This window comes from Chloroflexus sp. (assembly GCF_034431535.1).
Taxonomy (GTDB): domain Bacteria; phylum Chloroflexota; class Chloroflexia; order Chloroflexales; family Chloroflexaceae; genus Chloroflexus.
In genome coordinates, this window is record NZ_DAOUDC010000033.1 from 1 (window position 1) to 16,730 (window position 16,730).

A 16,730-nucleotide genomic window follows, 5' to 3' on the forward strand; every position below is an offset into this window, starting at 1 on the left:
GCGGAGCGCGCCACGCGGGCCGTCCTCCGTGTCAACCGCGGTGCGATTGACGATGAGGAGTATAGCAATTCTGGCCCGATTTGTCAAGCGGCTATGTGTAACCGAGCTGAACCGCTTTCCTAAGCGATATTTCTCGTTATGCGGCGCGCGCTGGATCCGTCACAAATCAACGAATTTGCGTGGTACACTGTGAGCATGTCACGGTTTCGCTATCGCCTGTGACCTTGCCGGCCAGAAAGGAGATTGCATGCCTGACCTAACCGAACGTATGCTGGCGCTGGTGGATTCGTGGAATGCAACCGGCGACCACCGGGCCATCTTTCTGGCCTGTTACCAGCGGATGACTGAGCATATGCTAGCTGCGGTAGAACGCGATGAATTCCACGACTCAGCTTGGGTGCATCGGCTGATCGGTGACTTTGCCGACTATTATTTTGTCGCCCTTACGGCGTGGGAACAAGCAACCGGCGGGCCGCAGGTCTGGCAGCATACCTTCGCTGTTGCTGCGCGGAGCGACATAGCCATTGTGCAACATCTGCTTTTGGGGGTGAATGCGCATATCAATTACGATCTGGTATTGGTGTTGGATGATTTGCTACGCCCGGAATGGCCACACCTTTCGGAATATGAACGCCAGCAACGGCAAGCGGATTACGACGCGGTCAATCGGGTGATTGCGCTCACGATCGATCGGGTGCAAGATGAGGTGCTCGCGCCATACGCTCGCGCTATGCGCATCCTTGACCGCGCCTTTGGCCCGCTCGACGAGTGGTGTACCGCGCACTTAATCCGCAACTGGCGCAACGATGTTTGGCAGCAAGCAGTGCAGACGATGGCGGCAAACGACGGCGCCGAACGTGCCGCCGCTCGTCAGCACGTTGACCGCATCGCCACGCAACGCGCCCGCTTGCTCAGCGGCGACGCGCTCGGCGCGCGAGTGTTTGGGTATCCGTTACGCTGGCTAAACCGGCTACGGTTAATCTGAACAAGTTCTCACCAGAACAGCGATCGGTTGTAAATACGGCATCTTACATACTTGTTAGTCCGTCATCAAGAGGGTGTATGTCTGTCGAAACACAGCCGCCGCTTTGGCGGGTATGGTTATGGCCCGCTGTCGTTGGCATTGCGATTGCAGTTGCAAACGTGCTCGTCTTTATCTTACTCCCCCCCGATCTGGTCGAACGGTTAGGCGCCCTCGGTTATTTGGGCGCTTTTCTTTCGGCTGGAATCGCTAACGCTTCGATTGTGGTGCCGGTGCCGTACTATCCGCTCTTGATTCGGCTCGGACAAGCCTTTAACCCCTATGGCGTCGCCGTCGCCGCCGCTGCTGGTTCGGTGCTCGGTGAGCTGGTCGCCTTTTACGCCGGACGGAGCGGGCGCAAGGCCATGGAGCGCACCGCGTTCTACGAGTGGGTGCATCGCCAGATGCAGCACCGCTGGCGCGCGCCGGTCGTGTTGTTCGTCCTCTCGGCGCCGCCGAACCCGTTTTTCGACATCGCCGGCATTATCGCCGGCGCCGTTGGCGTGCCGGTTTGGGTGTTCGCCACGACGGTCTTTCTGGCCCGGATGGTGCGGATGGGGTTAGTCGTGCTGCTGGGATATACCCTCTTTGGCGGTTGGTGAACCTGACCGTGTGGCATATAGGCCCCCCTCTGCACCTATGCTACAATTCAAGGTAACGCAGGGCGCGAGGCTGGCGCGCCACTGGAACAGGATCGCCAGCAAGAAAGCGGAGGTTCGCGATGGAGCGCAACCTTGGGATGGATTTGGTGCGGGCCACCGAAGCGGCTGCGCTGCGTTCGGGGCGCTGGATGGGTCGCGGCGACAAGAATAGCGCCGATCAGGCCGCAGTTGATGCGATGCGGATGGCACTGAACAGTGTGCCGATGAACGGTATCGTGGTGATCGGTGAGGGTGAGAAGGACGAAGCGCCGATGCTCTATATCGGCGAACGGATTGGTAATGGCGACGGTGACGAGATCGATGTGGCAGTTGATCCGGTTGAGGGTACCACACTGCTCGCCGAAGGTATGCCCGGCGCGATCGCGATCGTTGCCGTGGCCGATCGGCACTCGTTCTACAATTGGCGTGGAATCCCGTATATGGATAAGCTCGCCGTCGGCGAACGGGCCAAGGGCGTGATCGATATCAATGCGCCGGTGGCCTACAATATTCGCGCGGTTGCGCGCACGCTCAATAAGCAAGTTGAAGACGTGACCGTCGTGGTGCTTGATCGCCCGCGCCACAAGGATCTCATTCGCCAGATTCGCGAAGTCGGCGCGCGTATTAAGCTCATTGCCCACGGCGATGTCAGCGCCGGGATTATGACCAACATTGAGAATCCGCCGGCTGATATCTTGATGGGGATCGGCGGCGCGCCGGAAGCAGTGCTGACGGCGGCGGCGCTGAAGTGCATGGGCGGCGAGATCCAGTGTAAAATCTGGCCGCGGAACGATGAAGAACGCGCGCGCGCCGCTGAACTTGGCCTCGATCCTAAACAAGTATTGACGACTCGTGATCTGGTGCACGGCGAGAATGTGGTGGTAGCAGCCACCGGCATTACCTCCGGCGAGTTTCTCCGCGGCGTGGAGTATTTCGGCGGCGGTGCCCGCACCCATAGCGTGGTGATGCGCTCACGTTCGGGGACGGTGCGCTACATCGATGCCACCCACCGTTGGGATAAACTGATGCGCATTTCTGATATGCCGTATGTCCATTAAGCTTTCCGCGCAACCTACAACGGTGCGCGACCGGTTGGTGCAGTCGCCGCTTGTGATTGGATTGTTGGCGTTGGCCACCGGCAGCCTGATCGGCGGCGTGACGGCCTTGGGGCCGTTGTACGCCGCCGCCGGTTTGCTGGCCTTGGCCATCGCTACTGCGTTGTTGGTGAGCGTCAAGGCCGGCTTGATCGCGGCCTTGGCCGTGGCCACGCTGATCCCGTTTGGCACTTTGCCGTTTAAGGCGATTATCACACCTAATTTCCTAACGCTGGTGCTGGTGGCGCTCAACGGGGTTTGGTTTTTGCGCGCGCTGGCGCGCTCGGATACGTATGATGTTCGCTTCGGTTCGCTGGGCTTGCCGCTGATCGGGTTTCTCGGCCTGACCCTCTTTTCGTTGGTGCTCGGCGCGCGCGGGTTGCCCGACCCGCAAACCCTCCACAATTACGCCAAGTTTGTGTTGGGGGTCTTTTGCTACCTGACCGTGATCAATTGTGTGCGCGACCGCGATACCGCCCGGCTGATTGTGCGCGCCTTGATTGTGGTGGGCGGTTTGTCGGCGCTGATTGGGCTCATTTTGTGGGCCTTGCCCGATTCGATCGCCTTGCAACTGCTGGTGGCGCTGGGCCGGATCGGGTACCCGACCAGCGGACGGGTGTTGCGGTATGTGGAAGATGACCCCAACGGCCTCGAACGGGTGATCGGCTTGGGGGTTGACCCGAACAGTTTTGGTGGGATGCTGGCCCTCGTCGCGGTGCTGACCCTGACCCAACTCGCCGCGCCGCGCCCGCTCTTGCCGCGCTGGTTGTTGGCGACCTTGGGCGGGTTGCAGGTGCTGGCGCTGTTGCTGACCTTCTCGCGCGCCGCCCTGTTCGGCTTGATCATCGCCGCGGCCTTTTTGGCTACCGTGCGCTATCGCCGGTTGTGGAGGTATATGATTGTCGCTGGCGTCCTCGGCGCCGTGCTGCTCTTGGGACTAGGGTATGCGGACGAATTCATAAACCGCGTGCTCTCCGGCGTCCAGTTCCGTGATCAGGCCCAACAGATGCGCCTCGACGAGTACGCTAACGCGATTGCGATTATCCAGCGCTATCCGGCGTTTGGTATCGGCTTTGGCCAAGCACCCGATCTCGACCTCTCGGCGGGGGTGAGCAGTATTTACCTCGCGATTGGCCAACGCATGGGCTTGATCGGGCTGGCCGTCTTTTTGGGCTTGATCGGATTTTGGTTTACCCGCAGCCTGCACATCTTACCGCACCTCGATGATGAAGCGGCCAGTTGGCTGCTCGGCTGCCAAGGCGCGATCGTGGCCGCGCTCGCCGTCGGCTTAGCCGATCACTATTTCTTTAACATTGAGTTTAGCCACATGGCGACGCTGTTTTGGTGTACGATCGGGTTAGGCAGCGCCATTGAGTGGCTGATTAACGAACCGCCGTCGTAAGGGTAACTCAATGCAGTGACCCAACGACGGCAACACAGATGTACTTGAAATCGAACCATCATGGCAAGTAAAAACAACCATCCCGGCGTAGTCGCCGACAACCGTAAAGCTCGTCACGATTACGACATCGAAGAGACTATCGAAGCGGGCATCGTCCTCTCTGGCAGCGAGATTAAATCGGTGCGCGCCGGACGAGTGAATTTGCGCGGCAGCTTCGCTCGCGTCGTCAACGATGAAATATTTCTCTACGATGCCCATATCGCGCCGTACGAGCAATCGGGCAAATACTTCAACCATGACCCGCTGCGACCGCGCAAGCTCTTGCTGCACCGCCGCGAGATTAACCGGCTGAATGGGTTGGTGCGGATGAAGGGCATGACGCTGGTGCCGCTGAAGATCTATTTCAAAGGGCGGCGGGCCAAGGTCGAGCTTGGAGTGGCCCGCGGTAAGAAGATTTATGATAAGCGCGAGGATATTGCCCGCCGCGATGCCGCGCGCGATATTGACCGCGCGCTCAAGCGTTCGCGGCAAGAGCGGTAAATGGGAATAGCCGCAAAAAGACGCAAAAGCACAGAGCAAACCGCCGTACTTACGCTTACAAGGGCACATTATGACCGACCGTTTCCAGCGCATTCGCGATCGCTACCTATCCGGCGAAATCCCGTGGGATCACCCTGAACCGCCACCCGAAATCATTGCGCTCAGCCGCGAATTGCCGCCGGGCCGCGCCATTGATCTCGGCTGCGGTCTCGGTCGCGCCGCTATCTGGTTGGCCCGCGCCGGCTGGCAGGTTGACGGAGTCGATTTCATTCCTGAAGCGATTGCCATGGCCGCCGAGCGGGTGGCTGCCGCCGGGGTTACTGACCGGGTGCGCCTGTTTGTCGCCGATGTCACCAAGCTCGATTTTCTCAGCGGGCCGTACGATTTGGCGATCGATGTCGGCTGCGGCCACGGCTTCGCCGAGCCAGCGCTGCATGTGTACCTTGACGAAGTTCACCGGTTGCTGCGACCGGATGGGTTGTTTGTGTTGTTTGCCCATCTGCGCAACAGTGATCAGACAGAGACGCTCAAAACTAGCATCGAGCAATCGGCGCTGATGCAGGCTCTGCGCCAGCGTTTCACTGTCGAGCAGTTTGTCCCCGGTGAGACGGTGGTGATGGGGAATCGCGGCCCCTCGGCGTGGATCTACCTGCGGCGGACGTAAAGACAAAGCGGTGGAAGAGCGAGCTCGTCCGGTGGTCATTGCGAGCCGAGCGCAGCGCGGCGAAGCAATCCCCCGCGCGAGCGGAAACACACCATGGAGATTGCTGCGAGGGCTGCGCCTCCGCGCACTGACAAGAGTAGACTGTTGAGCCACAACGGTGTAGCATCACTGGGTCTGGATATCGCGCTGTCTATCTGGAGTAGTCAATGAAACCCATCCAAGACACCTATCCCGATGAGTTGAGCCACTGCTACGGTTGCGGACGTCTCAACCCCGACGGTTTGCAGATCAAGAGTGTTTGGGACGGTAATGAAGCCATTGCCCGTTTCACCCCACGCCCCTACCACACCGCTGTTCCCGGTTATGTGTACGGCGGGTTGCTCGCTTCGCTGATCGATTGTCACGGCACGGGCACCGCTTCGGCTGCCGCTTACGCGGCGGCTGGCCGCGAGCCGGGCACAGCCCCGTACTTGCGCTACCTCACTGCCTCGTTGCGGGTGAATTTCTTGAAACCGACCCCGCTTGGCCCCGAATTGGTCATCCACGGGCGGGTGAAGGAGATGGCCGGTCGTAAGGTGGTGGTTGAGGCGTGGATCGAGGTGAATGGCGAGACGACGGTGCAAGGCGAAGTGGTGGCGGTACAAGCGCCCGATCACATGATCGAAGCGTTACTCAATCGGGCGTAACGTTGTCACGGCGGGAATGTTTGTACTAGATAGATGCCCTCACCCCCCAACCCCCGCTCCCACCTGACAGCGGGAGCGGGGAGCGTTGTTTACCGCAAAGAGTGCAGAGGATGCAGAAGGTAAGCCGCTAGGTTGGCGGTACAGTCTTTGCTCTCGCGGAAGGCAGCAGCGCCCCTCACCTCCACGCGCGGGAGAGGGGATAGGGGTGAGGGGCAACGCAAAGACGCAAAGGATGCTAACGCAAAGGCGCGCAGATCGCAGAGGACGCAAAGGATTTGATATGATCTCCCCGTCTGCGGCAGCCCCTGTAGTAAACTGCTTGCCCTCATCCCCCCGCCCCTGCTCTCACCAGTGGGAGCAGGGAACAAAATGTTTAGACAGGATAGATGCTTTTTCCGCGCCTGAAGCACTCTTGCCTACCAGAGCGCGCTAGCGCTGCCGCCTCACCCAGTGCGCCTAAGATGTGGGTACGGGAGAGCTACTCTCATTCCCCAAACCCCTGCTCGCGCAAGCAGGAGCAGGGGGAGATGATGTTTAGACAGGATAGATGCTTTTTCCGCGCCTGAAGCACTCTTGCCTGCCAGAGCGCGCTAGGGCCGCGGCCTCACCCAGTAGGCCCGCGATGGCGGTACTGAATAGATGCTTTTTTCCACATCGCCGCGCCTAGACGAGGCGATGGATCAGGGCGCCGGGATCGCGCTCAGGGACTCCGTACATTTTGGTCAGCGGCCCGCGCCCCTTGGCGGCACAATATCCACCTTCCCGCTGCGCTCGCTGTGTTCTCGGCGATAAAAACACTACACCTTCGCCGTGCGATTCAGCTCAACCGCAAATTGGGCAATCGCAGCCCCAGCCAACGGCCACGCCGGATCGAGCATGATGTCGTGCGGCGCCGATGGGATGACAAATAGCTCGGCGCGGTAGGTAGCGGCAAGCGCTTGCTGGGCAGCGAGATCAAAGATCGCATCGTCGCCGGCAGCGATGACCAGCACCGGCGTCCGACAAGCGGACGGACGAGGGCGGATCAGCATACTGGTCATCGTCACGAGTGGCGGTTCGCTGACCAGTTGCTGGCGATAGCGTTCGAGGTCGGCAGCAGCGATGTCGGGCCGGAAGAGAGCGACGCGCACGGCAGCCGGCTCACGGCGCAACAGGGCGCGGATATCTACCATCGGCGCGCCTTCACGCCAGCGGCGCAGAAAGTAGGCGGGGCTTGAGACTGGCGAGCTACAGAGCAGCACCACGCCAGCCAAGGCCGGCGGCGACCCGCAACGCCCGGTCATCAGCAATTGGGCGACGTAACCGCCGGCGCTATGGCCAACCAGCACTGGCGGCTGGGGCAACGCAGCCACCGCCGTGCGGACATCCTGCACATAATCGCAGATGGTGGTCAATGGGCTGGCTGGCGGGCTAGCGCCGTGACCACACAGGCTGATCGCATGCGCAGTCAGGCCGCGGGCAGCCAAATCAGGCAAGGCCCGTTCAGTCCAACACCATGCGCCGTGCCATGCGCCATGCACCAACAGCACTGGCGGAGCGGGACGGGGTTGGTACGGCTGGGCAGAGATCCATTCAAGCATAACACTTCTGAATAGTAGGGTCAATAGTTCCTCCTCCCTATGCCCTACTCCCCACTCCCCACGATCACTCGTTCCGGCGGCAGCCCCAACTGGCGGCGGCGCTCTTCGGCCAAGCGACGCTTCTCGGCGATCATCTCGTCGGTGACGTAGACGCCAAACGAGCGCAGGCGAGCCAGCTCAAGACCATGCTTCTTCCACAACCGATAGACTTCTTTCACCCGCTCGATCTCGATATTGCGCCCCAGCGTATAATCCTCAAACTTGCCTTCCATCGCCAGCAGCGCCGTTTCAGAGAGGCAGGCGTAGGCGGTGCCGGGAGGCATATCAATATCGAAGCCAAAATCCGGCTCACCGGGGAGGACAATCTCACCGCTCTCGATCACAAGCACATCAGGCCGGCGGCGCGCATCTTCCTCTTTCACATCCGGCGGACGGGCGACATCGCACACGACGGCGCCGGGTTTGAGCTTATCAATATTGATCACCTTGCCGGTCAACGCGCTAGTGGTGGTAATAATCAGATCGGCATCACCGATATAGGCATCGGCGTAGGTCGCCGCCACCACCCGCGCCCCCGGCGTCTCGGCTTCAATCTGTTTCTTGAGCGCCAGCAAGCGTTCAGCGCGCGGCGCCACCAGCACGACATCTTGCACCGCCTGGGCCAACAAACGCGCACAAACCGCGCCGATCGAGCCAGTCGCACCGATCACAACGGCGCGCACATGCTCAGGCCGGCCCCCCTTCATCAGCAACACCGCCTGCTTGGCCGCTTCGAGGGTGGCGGCCACCGTCAGCGAATTGCCCGACGTAATGCCGATACTGACTTTCTGGGCCACGGTGATCCCGGCATCACCGACTACCGAGGTAAATGCGCCCAAACCCATAATCTGCGCCCCCATCCATTCGGCCATGCGGGCCGCTTTAATCAAGCGGCGATAGGTAAAGCTTGGCGAGCGGCGCATCATCTCGCGCGGAGTCGCACCTAGGGTGAGGAGAATGCCTTCCACCTCTTCGCCGGTGGCTTTCGAGCGAATGCCACGGATGCGTGAGAGGTAGAGGGGCGGGAACTCGGCAGCAACGAGTTCGACCAACCGCTTGGGCAGATAGCGCGTCCAGCGGAACAGATGGTGATTGGCGATCAGCTCGGTGCGCAGCGGATGGATCACAAAGGCAAAGCGCGGTTTAGGCCGAGGATTAAGGTCTTGTACTGTCGGACCCCAGCCGGCAGCCGCAATAAAATCGATCACCTCGGCATCGCCGGGTTGGCGCGTGCTTTCGGTAATCGCGGTAATCACCGCCTCGATTGCATCGGCAGCGAGGAACGGGCGTTCTTCGCTGAGCGGCGGCGTCATCGTGACCAGCGTCGTCACACCACGCCGGCGCAAGTCTTCGATCTCAGCCGGCGATGGATCATCGGTGATGATCGACTTGCGGGTCAGATCGTGGGGCGCGAAGCGGCGGATAAAGGCAAAATCGCCAGCAATGACATCGGCCCAGCGGAACAAATCGGCTGCCCGGCTATCAAAACCCTCTTGGCCGAGCGCCACCGGATGGAGAAAGCGGTAGGGCAAGAGGGCCAAAATGGGCAAAGTGGTGGCGGCGTACAACTCAAGTTGTTCGAGCGAGCGTGGCGGCGGCAAGAAGGGAATACCGGCGTGAATCACCGGATCGGCGAAGCGCAACTCCGGCTCGTACTGGCTGATCGCCGCGGCGAGCTGGTAACGCTCAACGCCGCTCGTGATCAACACTCGCTTATAGCGCAACAGTGACGGGATCTGACGGGTTGCTTGGGCAACTGCCCACCGTTCGAGCGTCGCTTTGACCACACCGCCATCAACCACCGGCGTGCGGCGGGCTTGGGCGGCGATATGGATCGCTTCTTGATGCGGGTAACGAGCGCGGCCAATCCGGAAGACCGGCGTCAAGCCGCCTAACCCGATTGCGTCAACCTTGCCGTCAAATTCGCGCACGAGTGCCATCGCCTGCGCGATATCGTCGTTGGCACCGATCCGGCGCACTTCCACATGCTGGCCGAGCACCGTGACCGTGATCTGATAATCGCGTTGCGCCGATCCAAGACTGATGCTAACCACTCGCTTCATTGCGGCCTCCTCCTCGCAGTCATAGCGCAAGTATACCATGGACAACGAATGGGGGTATGGAGTGCGGCAGGGCTACTGCCGCCTCCAAGTATCGAGTACGGCAGTGCTACTGCCGCATCAAGGTGTGGCGTGCGGCAGTGGCGCTGCCACGTACAAGTATGGAATGCGGCAGTTTCACTGCCGCATTCCACAGTTCAAGGACGGACAGAACGCATGAGCGCAGATACGGTTGATGGTGTTACGATGCGCCGTTTCCCCCTCACCCCCTGCCCCGCTCCCCCTGGTGCGGGAGAGGGGAGCAGAGCTACGCTTTGAGGCATCGTACAGCGAGCACCTGTTCTGTCCGCCCCTCAATATTCCCTAGCGAGGGCGCTTATCCATTCTAAGTAGGAGCCATTGGCAGCACCACCGCCACTAATGGTATGATGGCTGGGGAATGTTACGTTTCGCCACCTTTGCTCATCATAATAAACGGTGGCATAGCAGCGAGCTGGCAGCGTATGACAACGACAACCGTACCCGCCACCCATCGCCTCCTCCGTGGATGGTGGATCGCGAAGCATCTGTTTGCCTTGGTAATGTTGGCGACATTGATCTTTTTGGGATTCTGGCAACTTGACCGGCTCGAACAGCAGCGGGCGGCGAATGCGGCCCGCTTGGCGGCATTGGCCCAGCCGGCGATTCCGCTCACACCTGAGACCGATCCGGCGATGGTGATCGGGCGGCGGGTGGTGGTGAGCGGGGTGTTTCGCAATGAAGAAAGTATCGTCTTGCGCGGGAGGAGGTCGGATAGCGGGGTCGATGGAGTTCACTTGGTGACGCCATTGCAGATTGAGGGCAGTGAATACGCTGTGCTGGTTGACCGCGGTTGGCTGCCCTCGGCGCAGGGGGCGGCGACCGCCTACGCGGTGACGCGACTGGTGACGATTGAAGGGATTGCCCAAGCGCCGCAATTGCGCCCCGACAGCCCATTGGCCGGGCGCGACCTGCCATTGCCGGGGGAAACGCGGATCAATGCGTGGCTGCGGGTGGATGTGCCGGCCATCCAACAGCAGGTTAGCGCGCCGCTGTTACCGCTGTTTATCGAGCAATTGCCCGACGACAACACCGGCTTACCGCGCCCGCCCGACCCGTACCGGCTCGATGAAGGTCCGCACTTGAGCTATGCGTTGCAATGGTTTACCTTCGCCGGTATCATCGGCGTCGGTTATCTCTTGCTCTTGCGGCAAGAGGTGCAGCGGCGGTAAATGTTGACATTCTTCTTACATTTTGCCGACATCGTTTCAACACCTTTCTGGTACACTACACAACAGCAATAACCGATCGGTGCAAGGAGAGAACAAGCATGGCTACTGGAGTGAGCGCAACGACTGCCCAAAACGCAGTGCTTGACGTTACCGAAGCTACCTTTGAGCGCGAGGTGTTGCAGCGCTCGCAGACGACGCCGGTCGTGATCGACTTTTGGGCGCCGTGGTGCGGGCCGTGCCGCGTGCTGGGGCCGACGCTCGAGCGGTTGGCGCGCGAAGCCGGCGGCACGTGGGTGCTGGTCAAGATTAATGTTGATGAAAACCCGCGCCTTGCCCAGATGTTCCGGGTACAGGGCATTCCGGCGGTCAAGGCGGTCTATCAAGGCAAGATTGTTGATGAGTTTACCGGCGCACTGCCGGAGAGTCAGGTACGGGCATGGCTGAAGCGGGTAGTGCCTGAGCGCAACGCCGATCTGCTGGCGATGGCGCAAGCACTGGAGGCGACCAATCCGGCGGAGGCGATTGCGCGCTACCGATTGATTCTGGGCCAAGACCCCAAGAACGAGACGGCGCTGTTCAATTTGGGCCGGTTGCTAGCGCTGCGCGGTGATCCGGAAGGGATTGTGACCCTGAAGCAAGTTCCGGCAAGCAGTTCATTTAGCAGCCGGGCGACCGCTGGGTTGGCAATCGCCGATCTGGTGAATGCACCTGCTGAACCGGCAGAAGGCAGCGAGGGGTTGTACCGGCAAGCGGCTGCGGCGGTGCGCGCCGGCGATTACGCGACGGCCATCGAGCAGCTCTTGACCATTGTTGGCCGGGATCGCGCGCTGCGCGATGACGGCGCGCGCAAGGCGTTGCTGGCGTTGTTTGCCCTGCTCGGCGACGAGCATCCGTTGGTGGGGCCGGCCCGCCGCCGGCTGGCGAATCTGCTCTTCTAATCTGCGGCGCAGAGACAGGCAAGCTGTCTCTGCGCCTTTATGTCTACTGTTATGATTGTTGTGCTGGCCGGCGGTGTAGGCGCCGCCCGGTTTCTCGAAGGTTTGGCTGCCGTTGCGCTGCCGGAACGAATCACCGCCGTCGTCAATACTGGCGACGATATGGTGCTGCACGGATTGCACATCTCGCCCGATCTCGATATCGTCACCTGTACGTTAGCCGGGGTGATTGATACCGCGCAGGGATGGGGCATTGCCGGCGACACCGACGAATGTATGCAGTGGCTAGGCCGGCTCGATGCGCCAACGTGGTTCAAGCTCGGCGATCGCGATCTGGCATTGCACATCTACCGCACTGCCCGTCTGCGCGATGGCGCAACTCTGTCGCAGGTCGCCGACGAGATCCGGCAGGCCTTGGGAGTGCCGATCACTATTGTGCCGATGAGCGATGAGCCGGCGCCGACCCACATCCTGACCGATTACGGCGAACTGCACTTTGAAGAGTATTTCGTGCGCGAACGCTGCCAGCCGGCGGTGCTTGGGGTGCGCCTGCACGCTGCCGGACCAGTGCAGCCGGCGCCGCACCTATTGCCGCTGCTCGCCAGCGCCGAAGCGATCATCATCGCGCCGAGCAACCCGGTGGTAAGCGTCGGGCCGATCCTTGCCATTCCCGGTGTGCGGGAAGCGATCACCAACGCCAATGCACCGGTCGTCGCCATCAGCCCGATCGTGGGTGGCGCGGCGATTAAAGGGCCGGCAGTGCCGCTGATGCGGGCCGTGGGGATGGAACCGACCGCGTTGGGGGTTGCCACAGCGTATGCCGATCTGATTGACGGGATTGTCATTGATACCGTCGATGCGGCGCTGGCGCCGGCCATCGCACAGCTCGGCATTCGCCCACTCGTGACTGATACGATTATGCGCGGCATGCCGGAAAAGATGGCGCTGGCTCGGGCAGCATTGGATCTCGCGCTCGCTTAATTCGCAAGCAATTGTTGCGGGGGCAAGAGGACACAGCTTCGCTGTGTGACTACGCCCCCCGTGCAACGACAGAAAGCAGCGTCCGTGATCGGCATCGCCATCCCCATCAAACGGCTCCAGTTCGCTAAATCACGGCTGGCCGGCGACCTCGCCCCGACAGCACGGCAACGGCTCGTGCTCAGATTAGCCCAGCACGTCATCAACGCTGCCCGGCAAGCAACCAGCAGCTTCACCATGCCGGCGCGAATCTGGCTGGTCAGCGCCGATCCGGCTATCGCGGCACTAGCGCAGGCCAGTGGTGTGGAATGGTTGCCCGACCGTTGCGAAGAATTGAACGCCGCCTTAACCGAGGCACGTAAACAGATCCAGAACGCCGGCGCGCAGACGATGATCGTGCTGGCCGGCGATCTACCCTTGGTAACGGCAGAGGATGTGGCGGCACTCTACGATGCGCTGAGCGAAGCCGATCTCGCGCTGGCGCCCGATCAGCAGCAACGTGGCACCAATGCGCTCGCCCTCCGGTTGCCATCGCCGCTGCCCTTCCTCTTCGGCCTCGACAGCGCTAACCGGCACGTAGCAGTAGCAACCCAGCTAGGACTGCGCGCGCGTCTGATCACGACACCAACCCTCGCCTTCGACCTCGACGATAGCGAACGGCTGCGACAATACTGCGCCGCCGAACGCCCTGCCTAAGCAACCCGGCTGGCGCTCAATCCGCCGCCGGCTGGGTGAGTGTCGCCCGATAGCGGCGCGCCGCCAACAGGCTATCAGTAGTATAGATAGCAAGCGCCGTCCAAATCGCGCCAAAACCGATCAATTGCGCGATCGAAAATGGCTCGCCATAGACCAACACCCCCAGTAAGAGTTGTAAGGTCGGGGCTAGATATTGCAGAATGCCGATAGTGGTTAGCGGAATGCGCTGGGTAGCCGCGCCGAAGAAAAGCAACGGCGCTGCGGTGACGACGCCAGTGCTAAGCAGCAACAGCCACAAGCCGGCATCGTGATGAATGCCGCCACTGTTACCGGCCAGCCAGCCTAACCAAAGCACCGCCGGCACAAACATCCAGAGCGTCTCGACGGTGAGAGCCTCAAACGAGCCGAGCGGAGTCTGTTTGCGCAAAAGACCATAACAGCCAAACGACAGCGCCAAAGCCAACGCAATCCACGGCAACGCGCCGGCACTGTAGGTCAGCCAAGCGACGCCGGCAGTGGCAATGGCGATAGCAAACCACTGCGCCGGACGCAATCGTTCGCGTAAAACGAGCACGCCGAGAGCGATACTGACCAGCGGATTGATAAAATAACCGAGGCTAGCCTCAACCACCCGGTTCATCTGCACCGCCCACACATAAATCCCCCAATTAGCGGCCAGCAAGGTCGCGCTAACCAGATAGGTCAAACGCAACCGACGCTGGCGGCGCATCACCTGCACCCACTGCCACTGCCGGCGCACCGCCAGCACGGCGAGCAAAAAGAGGAGCGACCAAATCATGCGGTGGGCGAGAATTTCGGTCGCGGTTACGCCATTCAGGGCCTTCCAATAAACCGGCAACAACCCCCACAGCGTATAGGCGGCGACTGCCGCGCCAATACCTTGTAATACGGTTTTGTTAGTCATAAGAACCTTTTTACTACATTAAGTAATACGACAATACCCAACAATTACTTGCGCCACGCACTCCTTTCATAACAAAATATTCAACAGAAAGGTAAATCTTTTTTAAACCTCGCGCTCAATCTCGGCATCAGTCTCGCGACCGATCCCATTCCGGCAAGGATGCTCGTATCTTCATCCAAAGAGCGCGGATATATACTACATTACATAGCAAAGTAGTTTGTTAAAACTTTGTTCATTTTGAAAAACATGCCCAGCAAACCTGCCGTTTCGGTAATACTTCGGTTCATGTTTCGGTTATGATTCGGTCCAATTGCAATACTACATCGCAGTCTTGGAGATGAGCCATGATTCGTCCAATGCCGCGAGCAATGCTCTCATCATTGCCCGTTATCACTCTGCTCGTCATCTGGTCGCTTATCATCAATCCAGTCTTCGCTGCCACCAGCACATGGATCGGCGGCAACGGCAACTGGAACGATTCTGCTAACTGGAGCGGCGGGATTGTGCCGCAGACCCGGAATGACATTGCAGTGTTTCCCAATGCGCCGTATCCTCGCACTGTCACCCTCAATAGTGGCGCGATCGAGATCGGCGAAGTGCGCTTCGACAGCGATATGACCTACTGGCTGTTTGGCAGCGGCAGTCTGTATTTTCCGCCTGTCGGCCCCGGCACTATCCGCGCCCTGAGAGGCAATCATATCATTGGCGTGCCGATTGAACTCCAAAAAGTCATTACATTCGACACCGCGACTGATAGCAGCCTTATCATCGCCAGCCCCAACAATCTGCTCCGCGGCAACGGCGGCATTACCAAAACCGGCGAGGGAGATCTCTACCTCCTTACCCCCAACGAACACAAAGGCAAAACCGCGATCAGCGGCGGCGCGATTGTTGTGGCCGACAATCAGGCGTTTGGCACATCAAAACTCGAACTCTACAGCGGACAATTGATCGGCGCTGGCGGAGACCGGTTAATCGCCAACCAGATAGCGGTTCTCAACAACGACTTCACGTTCGACAGCGGCGACTACCGGCTCAGCTTTAGCACGCCATTTGCATTGCCCGGCAACCGGGCGATTACGGTTGAAGGCGATGTCACCTTCGCCAGCGTGACCGATGCGACGAATAGCCGTGATCTGCGCAAAAACGGTAGCGGTAACTTGACAATCAATTTGTCAGCAACGACCACCAATATCGGCTCATTCGTGCGCAACCAGAGCAGCGGCCAGCTTAACCTCTACGGCGCTGGAACAGTTGGCGCGATCGTCTACAACGCCGATTCCGGCGGCGGTGAAATCGGGATCGGTGACCGGCGTGATCTCGCGACCGGTAACATCATCCGTGGACGCGGCAATCTGAACGTTGCCGGCAATGGCGACGGCATTCGCTTGCACGGGCCAAATATTCGCCTCCACTTCGAGATTGGCCCCGGCGGCGATTCGCTTGTGCTGGTCAATAACACCAATAATCAAAACCGCAATGCCAATATCGACCTGAGCGGCCCCGGCAACCCAGCAGGAGCCGAATTGACGCTATCGCTCGTGCCTGGCTACACACCAATCCCCGGCCACACTTGGATCATTATCCAACACCGCAGCACCGGCAGCATTCGTGGCACCTTCCGCGACTTGCCCAACGGCGCGGTGATCGAGTTGGGTGGCCAGCCGTTCCAGATTGTCTATGAACCAAAGCAAGTCTATCTGATGTCGCTACCGCCGTTAGCGATGGCGAACAGCGGCGGCAACAACCAGAGCGCCTTGCTCAACACCGACTTTGCCCAGCCCTTGCGGGTTTGGGTCGGCGACGAGAATGGCAACCCGTTCACGGGGGTCTATGTGAGCTTCACTGCGCCGAACAGCGGGGCCAGCGCAACCTTCCCCGCGGGTAATGGCGGCGTGAGCGATTTCAATGGAATCGTGGAAATTCCGGTGCGGGCCAATAATGTGGCTGGTACGTACACTGTCACCGCAACGGCTGGCAACGTTAGCATTGATTTTACGCTGACAAACGTTGATCCGGCACCGACGGCCACCCCGGTTCCGACCGCCACCGCCACCGCGACGCCGGAACCGACCGCCACCGCCACCGCCACCGCCACCGCGACGCCGGAACCGACCGCCACGGCTACCCCAACCGCGACGGCCACCCCGGTTCCGACCGCCACCGCCACGCCGACCGCCTCGGTCACCCCGGTTCCGACCGCCACCGCCACGCCGACC

General features: G+C 60.4%; 14 protein-coding genes and 1 pseudogene. 12 read left to right on the top strand and 3 right to left on the bottom strand.

Features of this window, described 5'->3' with window-relative positions; translation table 11 throughout:
* Window positions 1-247: 247 nt before the first annotated feature.
* The 7 genes from U9R61_RS08990 (at window position 248) to U9R61_RS09020 (ending at window position 6,048) form a co-directional block, all read left to right on the top strand.
* Complete coding sequence (locus U9R61_RS08990; protein WP_322488477.1) at window positions 248-985, top strand: DUF5995 family protein; 738 nt, start codon at window positions 248-250, stop codon at window positions 983-985.
* Window positions 986-1,062: 77 nt separating this feature from the next.
* Window positions 1,063-1,623 (top strand): VTT domain-containing protein, encoded by a 561-nt coding sequence (locus U9R61_RS08995; RefSeq protein WP_322488478.1) that lies wholly within the window; start codon window positions 1,063-1,065, stop codon window positions 1,621-1,623.
* A gap of 119 nt (window positions 1,624-1,742) precedes the next feature.
* Window positions 1,743-2,720: a class II fructose-bisphosphatase gene (glpX, locus tag U9R61_RS09000; RefSeq protein ID WP_322488479.1), complete on the top strand. Its 978-nt coding sequence runs from the start codon at window positions 1,743-1,745 to the stop codon at window positions 2,718-2,720.
* A complete protein-coding gene (locus tag U9R61_RS09005; protein WP_322488480.1) occupies window positions 2,710-4,158 on the top strand; it encodes an O-antigen ligase family protein in 1,449 nt (482 codons plus the stop codon). The genes glpX and U9R61_RS09005 overlap by 11 nt, the downstream gene beginning before the upstream one ends.
* Window positions 4,159-4,218: 60 nt before the next feature.
* Window positions 4,219-4,698 (top strand): SsrA-binding protein SmpB, encoded by a 480-nt coding sequence (gene smpB, locus U9R61_RS09010; protein WP_416208836.1) that lies wholly within the window; start codon window positions 4,219-4,221, stop codon window positions 4,696-4,698.
* A gap of 70 nt (window positions 4,699-4,768) precedes the next feature.
* Window positions 4,769-5,362, top strand: coding sequence for a class I SAM-dependent methyltransferase (locus tag U9R61_RS09015; protein ID WP_322488481.1), 594 nt, complete (start codon window positions 4,769-4,771; stop codon window positions 5,360-5,362).
* Window positions 5,363-5,568: 206 nt separating this feature from the next.
* The gene (locus tag U9R61_RS09020) at window positions 5,569-6,048 is read left to right on the top strand and encodes a PaaI family thioesterase (protein WP_322488482.1); all 480 of its coding nucleotides are present in this window, start codon (window positions 5,569-5,571) and stop codon (window positions 6,046-6,048) included.
* Window positions 6,049-6,845: 797 nt separating this feature from the next.
* Here the strand turns inward: U9R61_RS09020 and U9R61_RS09025 are convergent.
* Both U9R61_RS09025 and U9R61_RS09030 read right to left on the bottom strand, forming a co-directional pair.
* A complete protein-coding gene (locus tag U9R61_RS09025; protein ID WP_322488483.1) occupies window positions 6,846-7,628 on the bottom strand; it encodes an alpha/beta hydrolase in 783 nt (260 codons plus the stop codon).
* Window positions 7,629-7,672: 44 nt separating this feature from the next.
* Window positions 7,673-9,730, bottom strand: coding sequence for a serine carboxypeptidase (locus U9R61_RS09030; protein ID WP_322488484.1), 2,058 nt, complete (start codon window positions 9,728-9,730; stop codon window positions 7,673-7,675).
* Between the two features lie 500 nt (window positions 9,731-10,230).
* Here U9R61_RS09030 and U9R61_RS09035 point away from each other — a divergent pair, with 500 nt between their 5' ends.
* The 4 genes from U9R61_RS09035 (at window position 10,231) to cofC (ending at window position 13,586) form a co-directional block, all read left to right on the top strand.
* Window positions 10,231-10,977: an SURF1 family protein gene (locus tag U9R61_RS09035; protein WP_322488485.1), complete on the top strand. Its 747-nt coding sequence runs from the start codon at window positions 10,231-10,233 to the stop codon at window positions 10,975-10,977.
* A gap of 98 nt (window positions 10,978-11,075) precedes the next feature.
* On the top strand, window positions 11,076-11,915 hold the full coding sequence (locus U9R61_RS09040) for a tetratricopeptide repeat protein (protein ID WP_322488486.1): 840 nt from the start codon (window positions 11,076-11,078) through the stop codon (window positions 11,913-11,915).
* A gap of 51 nt (window positions 11,916-11,966) precedes the next feature.
* Window positions 11,967-12,893, top strand: a complete 927-nt coding sequence (gene cofD, locus U9R61_RS09045; RefSeq protein ID WP_416208837.1) for a 2-phospho-L-lactate transferase — start codon at window positions 11,967-11,969, stop codon at window positions 12,891-12,893.
* 84 nt (window positions 12,894-12,977) lie between these two features.
* Window positions 12,978-13,586, top strand: a complete 609-nt coding sequence (gene cofC, locus U9R61_RS09050) for a 2-phospho-L-lactate guanylyltransferase (protein ID WP_322488488.1) — start codon at window positions 12,978-12,980, stop codon at window positions 13,584-13,586.
* 16 nt (window positions 13,587-13,602) lie between these two features.
* Here the strand turns inward: cofC and rarD are convergent, their stop codons facing one another.
* The gene (gene rarD / locus U9R61_RS09055) at window positions 13,603-14,511 is read right to left on the bottom strand and encodes an EamA family transporter RarD (protein ID WP_322488489.1); all 909 of its coding nucleotides are present in this window, start codon (window positions 14,509-14,511) and stop codon (window positions 13,603-13,605) included.
* A gap of 344 nt (window positions 14,512-14,855) precedes the next feature.
* Between rarD and U9R61_RS09060 the strand changes: the two are divergent.
* Window positions 14,856-16,730: pseudogene (locus U9R61_RS09060) on the top strand (benzoate transporter); the annotation flags it as partial.

Bases quoted from the DNA above. Each gene is read 5' to 3' on its own strand.
- U9R61_RS08990 (WP_322488477.1), top strand. From the start codon at position 248: ATGCCTGACCTAACCGAACGTATGCTGGCGCTGGTGGATTCGTGGAAT.
- U9R61_RS08995 (WP_322488478.1), top strand. From the start codon at position 1,063: ATGTCTGTCGAAACACAGCCGCCGCTTTGGCGGGTATGGTTATGGCCC.
- glpX (WP_322488479.1), top strand. From the start codon at position 1,743: ATGGAGCGCAACCTTGGGATGGATTTGGTGCGGGCCACCGAAGCGGCT.
- U9R61_RS09005 (WP_322488480.1), top strand. From the start codon at position 2,710: ATGTCCATTAAGCTTTCCGCGCAACCTACAACGGTGCGCGACCGGTTG.
- smpB (WP_416208836.1), top strand. From the start codon at position 4,219: ATGGCAAGTAAAAACAACCATCCCGGCGTAGTCGCCGACAACCGTAAA.
- U9R61_RS09015 (WP_322488481.1), top strand. From the start codon at position 4,769: ATGACCGACCGTTTCCAGCGCATTCGCGATCGCTACCTATCCGGCGAA.
- U9R61_RS09020 (WP_322488482.1), top strand. From the start codon at position 5,569: ATGAAACCCATCCAAGACACCTATCCCGATGAGTTGAGCCACTGCTAC.
- U9R61_RS09025 (WP_322488483.1), bottom strand. From the start codon at position 7,628: ATGCTTGAATGGATCTCTGCCCAGCCGTACCAACCCCGTCCCGCTCCG.
- U9R61_RS09030 (WP_322488484.1), bottom strand. From the start codon at position 9,730: ATGAAGCGAGTGGTTAGCATCAGTCTTGGATCGGCGCAACGCGATTAT.
- U9R61_RS09035 (WP_322488485.1), top strand. From the start codon at position 10,231: ATGACAACGACAACCGTACCCGCCACCCATCGCCTCCTCCGTGGATGG.
- U9R61_RS09040 (WP_322488486.1), top strand. From the start codon at position 11,076: ATGGCTACTGGAGTGAGCGCAACGACTGCCCAAAACGCAGTGCTTGAC.
- cofD (WP_416208837.1), top strand. From the start codon at position 11,967: ATGATTGTTGTGCTGGCCGGCGGTGTAGGCGCCGCCCGGTTTCTCGAA.
- rarD (WP_322488489.1), bottom strand. From the start codon at position 14,511: ATGACTAACAAAACCGTATTACAAGGTATTGGCGCGGCAGTCGCCGCC.